This is a genomic window from Thermophilibacter sp. (genome assembly GCF_966187215.1).
Genome location: NZ_CBIFYV010000114.1, coordinates 1 through 4,241, shown reverse-complemented (window position 1 = coordinate 4,241; position 4,241 = coordinate 1). Strand labels below are relative to the sequence as shown.

The window sequence follows — 4,241 nt, the reverse complement described above, 5'->3', positions numbered from 1 at the left end:
CGACTATGGCCTGCCTGTCGTCTTCCCGGTACATGCGGACCTCCGTCCCGGACGCCTCGGGCGTCCAACTTTTCGTCCGCACCCCCAGCTCCTCCCTAAACGAACGTTTCAGAGCCAAAAGTGTTCGGATAGGCAGGAGGAAAGTGCCCGAGGGCGCTTGGAGAAGTCGCCCGACGAGAAGGTCGGGCCGCCGCGGGCGCGGATGCCCCTACAGCACGAACAGCAGCGCCGAGAGCGTGATGCAGACGCTGCCCGCGAGCGTGAACAGGTGGAAGACGAAGTGCAGGTAGGGCACCTTCTTCACCGCGTAGAAGACGGCGCCCACCGTGTAGCTGAGCCCGCCGGCCACCAGAAGCCAGAACGCGGGCGGCGGCAGCAGCTCCCAGAGGTCGCCGACGCGAAAGACCACGAGCCAGCCCATGAGCACGTAGACGACGGCGGTGAGCCAGGCCGGCTGGCGCTCGCGCAGCAGGCACTCGGCCACGATGCCGGCCACGGCGATGGCCCAGACCGCCGCGCAGAGCCACACTCCGCCGCGCGCGCCCAGCGTGACCAGCGAGAAGGGCGCGTAGCTCCCGGCGATGAGCAGGTAGATGCCGCAGTGGTCGAGCACGCGGAAGACCGCCTTGGCCTTCTCGGGCGCGAGCGCGTGGTAGAGCGTCGAGAGCAGGTACTCCACGATGAGCGCGACGCCCATCAGCAGCGCGGCGGCCAGGCGCACCCCGCCGCCGTGGCTCACGGCGACCACGATCATCAGCACGAGCGCCGCGATGGCGAGAAGGACGCCCACGCCGTGGCTCACCGAGTTGGCGATCTCCTCGCCGAGCGAGTAGCGCTTGGCCCGCGGCGCGCGCGGCGCCCCGGACCCGGGCGCGCCGCCGGGCGCCGCCGTCTCCTGCGCGAGCTCTGCCATGGGGACTCCCTTCGACCGGGTGGGTATAATGGCCCACGTCGTATGGGGAGAGCATACCCCCTGTCGCGTCCGGGGAGGCCGCCTTGAGGAAATCGACGTTTATCGGCAACTTTGTCGCGTGGGTCGCGGTCGCGGCCGTGTGCTGCGCGTTTCTCGCCTGGTACCACATGACCGACATGGAGGTCGTGGCCGCCGCGCTCGGCTCGTCGGGCCCGGCGCAGCTGGGCGTGGTCCTGGCGGCGCCCGTGCTGGTCTACGCCATCGGCGTGGTGCTGGGCCTGCTGGTGCTGTGGGTCAAGAAGATCACCGTGGGCAAGGTGGCCAAGCGCGTGTGCCGGGCGATCTCGCTCGCGGTGCTCGCGTGCATGGCGCTCGCGGGGCTGCCGGTGCTCGTCCCGTCCGCGGGCGACGCGCTGCTGGGGCTGGTGGTCGTGGTCGTCTACGTCTCGGTGGCGGCGCCGGTGCTCTTCGTGGTCGTCGGCTTCGTCTACGCCGTGGGCTGCGCGGGCGTGGACCGCACCAAGCGCGGGCCGTTCGCCAAGTACCTGCCCGAGGACGACGAGGAGTAGCGCCCCCGGCCCTTCTCGCCGCGGCGCGAGGGCGATTCTTGCGGGCGTGTTACGGCGCTTGCGCGCGCGTCCCGGGCACTGCTAAGGTATGCCGCATGAGAAGCGCTGCCGCACATACCGCGATGATGATGGCGATGTCCATGGAGATGCCCAAGCCCGGGCACTCCGTCGCGCTGTGCCGCGCTGGCCTGCGCGTGGAGACCGGGCGCCTCCACTAGGTCGGCTCCGGCGGGAGTTGACCTCCCTGTTCACGTCATCGAGCGGAGCCTCGCACATGATTCAGATCAAGCACCTCACCAAGACCTACGGCACGTCGCCGGACGCGCCGCATGCCCTTGACGACGTCTCGTTCGACGTCGCCGACGGCGACATCATGGGCGTCATCGGCATGAGCGGCGCCGGCAAGTCGACGCTCGTGCGCTGCATCAACCTGCTCGAGCGCCCCGACTCCGGCCAGATCGTGGTGGACGGCCGCGACGTCACGGGCCTCGCGGGCGCCGAGCTGCGCAGCTATCGTCGCCGCGTGGCGATGATCTTCCAGAGCTTCGGGCTTCTCGCCCAGAAGAGCGTGCTCTCAAACGTCTGCTTCCCGTACCTGGCCGCCAACGGGCGCGTCACGGCCGAGAACCGCGAGCGCGCGCTGGAGCTGCTCGACATGGTGGGCCTGCGCGACCGCGCGGCCGACTACCCGGCGCAGCTCTCGGGCGGCCAGCAGCAGCGCGTGGCCATCGCCCGCGCTCTGGCGTGCGACCCGGCCTACATCCTGTGCGACGAGGCCACGAGCGCGCTGGACCCGGCGAGCACCAACACCGTCCTCAAGCTCCTGCGCGACATCAACCGCTCCACGGGCGTCACGATCATCGTGATCACGCACTCGATGGGCGTGGTCGAGAAGATCTGCAAGAACGTCGTGGTGCTCGAGCACGGGCACGTGGTCGAGAAGGGCGCCGTGCCGGACGTGTTTGCCGCGCCGCAGTCGGACGCCGCCAAGGTGCTGCTTGAGAGGGTTGATTGGGATGCCTAGCGTCGTGACCGAGTTCGTCAGCCAGTACGGAGATCTTCTCGCCCAGGGCGTGGTCGACACGCTCGTCATGCTGTTCGCGTCCACCGCGATCGCCTACGTCTTTGGCATCGTGCTCGGCGTGGTGCTCTACCTGACCGCGCCGGGGTCGCTGCGCCCCATGCGCGTGCTCAACGCCGTGCTCGGCTGGGTGGTCAACATCGGCCGCTCGCTGCCGTTCATCATCCTGCTCATCTCGCTCATGCCCGTGACCTCGGCGCTCGTGGGCACCACCTCGGGCGTGCGCGGTGTCATCCCGCCGCTCGTGGTCTCCACGGCGCCCTTCGTGGCGCGCATGATCGAGCAGTCGCTCGCCGAGGTGCCGCGCGCCAGCGTGGAGGCGGCCGAGGCCTGCGGGGCGAGCGTCCCGCGCATCGTGGTCTCGGCGCTGCTGCCCGAGGCGCTGCCGTCGATCGTGCGCGGCGTGTCTATCACGCTCATCGCGGTGCTCGGCTACACGGCCATCGCGGGCGCCGTGGGCGCCGGCGGCCTGGGCGACATCGCCATCCGCTACGGGTACTACCGCTTCGAGGACGAGATGATGATCGTCACCGTGGTGCTGCTCATCATCATCGTGCAGCTCATCCAGAGCGTGTGCGACCTCGTGGCGCGCAAGATCGACCACCGCGCGGCCGGCAGCCGATAGCCGGGCTTCGCGGCCGCATCACTACCTGTCAGTTTTTTACATGCGAAGGAGAATCATCATGACCAGCAAGAACCTCAGCCTCACCCGTCGCGGCTTCCTCTCGGGCGCCGCCCTTCTCGCCACCAGCGCGCTCGCCGCGTGCTCGGGCGGCTCCGACGACGCCGCCGCCGGCGATGACGCCGCGCAGACGCTCACCGTGGGCGCCTCGCCGAGCCCGCACGCCGTCATCCTCAACGACTACGCCGCGCCGCTGCTGGCCGAGCAGGGCATCACGCTCGAGGTCAAGGAGTACACTGACTACATCCTTCCCAACCGCGACACCACCTCGGGCGAGCTCGACGCCAACTACTTCCAGCACATCAACTACCTCAACAACTACAACGAGGAGAACGGCACCGACCTGGTGAACGCGGGCAAGATCCACTTCGAGCCGATGGGCGTGTTCGCCGGCAAGTCGAGCGACATCGACAACGTGCCCGACGGCGCCACGTTCAGCGTGCCCAACGACCCCACCAACGAGGGGCGCGCGCTGCTGCTGCTGCAGAGCTTGGGCCTTCTCACGCTCTCCGAGGACGCCGGCATCACCGCCACGCCCAACGACATCGTGGACAACCCCAAGAACCTGCAGTTCTCCGAGCAGGATGCCGCGGCGGTCGCGCGCACGCTGAACGACGCGGACTTTGCCGTGATTAACGGCAACTACGCCATCGACGCCGGCCTCAAGCTCGAGGACGCCGTGGCACAGGAGGACGCGAGCTCCGACGTCATCCAGAACGAGTATGCCAACGTCATCGTGACCACGCCCGACAAGGAGGACGACGAGCGCATCACCGCGCTCGTGGGCGTGCTGCAGACCGACGACTTCAAGGCCTACCTGGCCGACACGTTCGGCGACGCGGTGCAGGCCGCGTTCTAGGGCTCGCGAGCAGACGCGCGACGGGGCCGTCCCGGGTGGGGCGGCCCTTTTTTGGCTCTTCGAGGTTTCTAGTGGGTAGCACGCGCTGACGCCAGCTGGGCCGAGAAGTCCAGCCTCCCCAGCCTGAGGAATATCAT

Annotated in this window: 6 protein-coding genes; 5 read left to right on the top strand and 1 reads right to left on the bottom strand. The window is 68.8% G+C overall.

Features of this window, described 5'->3' with window-relative positions:
* Positions 1 to 208: 208 nt before the first annotated feature.
* Positions 209 to 913 (bottom strand): PAQR family membrane homeostasis protein TrhA, encoded by a 705-nt coding sequence (trhA, locus tag ACWTSU_RS09060; protein WP_455139908.1) that lies wholly within the window; start codon positions 911 to 913, stop codon positions 209 to 211.
* Positions 914 to 996: 83 nt separating this feature from the next.
* On the opposite strand from trhA, the gene ACWTSU_RS09055 reads away from it, so the two are divergent.
* The 5 genes from ACWTSU_RS09055 to ACWTSU_RS09035 all read left to right on the top strand — a co-directional run bounded on the left by ACWTSU_RS09055 (position 997) and on the right by ACWTSU_RS09035 (position 4,104).
* Positions 997 to 1,482, top strand: a complete 486-nt coding sequence (locus ACWTSU_RS09055) for a hypothetical protein (RefSeq protein WP_455139906.1) — start codon at positions 997 to 999, stop codon at positions 1,480 to 1,482.
* A gap of 95 nt (positions 1,483 to 1,577) precedes the next feature.
* On the top strand, positions 1,578 to 1,700 hold the full coding sequence (locus ACWTSU_RS09050) for a hypothetical protein (RefSeq protein WP_455137536.1): 123 nt from the start codon (positions 1,578 to 1,580) through the stop codon (positions 1,698 to 1,700).
* A gap of 56 nt (positions 1,701 to 1,756) precedes the next feature.
* Positions 1,757 to 2,506, top strand: a complete 750-nt coding sequence (locus ACWTSU_RS09045) for a methionine ABC transporter ATP-binding protein (RefSeq protein ID WP_455139904.1) — start codon at positions 1,757 to 1,759, stop codon at positions 2,504 to 2,506.
* Positions 2,499 to 3,188: a methionine ABC transporter permease gene (locus ACWTSU_RS09040; protein ID WP_455137534.1), complete on the top strand. Its 690-nt coding sequence runs from the start codon at positions 2,499 to 2,501 to the stop codon at positions 3,186 to 3,188. Before ACWTSU_RS09045 ends, ACWTSU_RS09040 begins: the two co-directional genes overlap by 8 nt.
* 58 nt (positions 3,189 to 3,246) lie before the next feature.
* Complete coding sequence (locus tag ACWTSU_RS09035; RefSeq protein WP_455139902.1) at positions 3,247 to 4,104, top strand: MetQ/NlpA family ABC transporter substrate-binding protein; 858 nt, start codon at positions 3,247 to 3,249, stop codon at positions 4,102 to 4,104.
* Positions 4,105 to 4,241 lie beyond the last annotated feature (137 nt).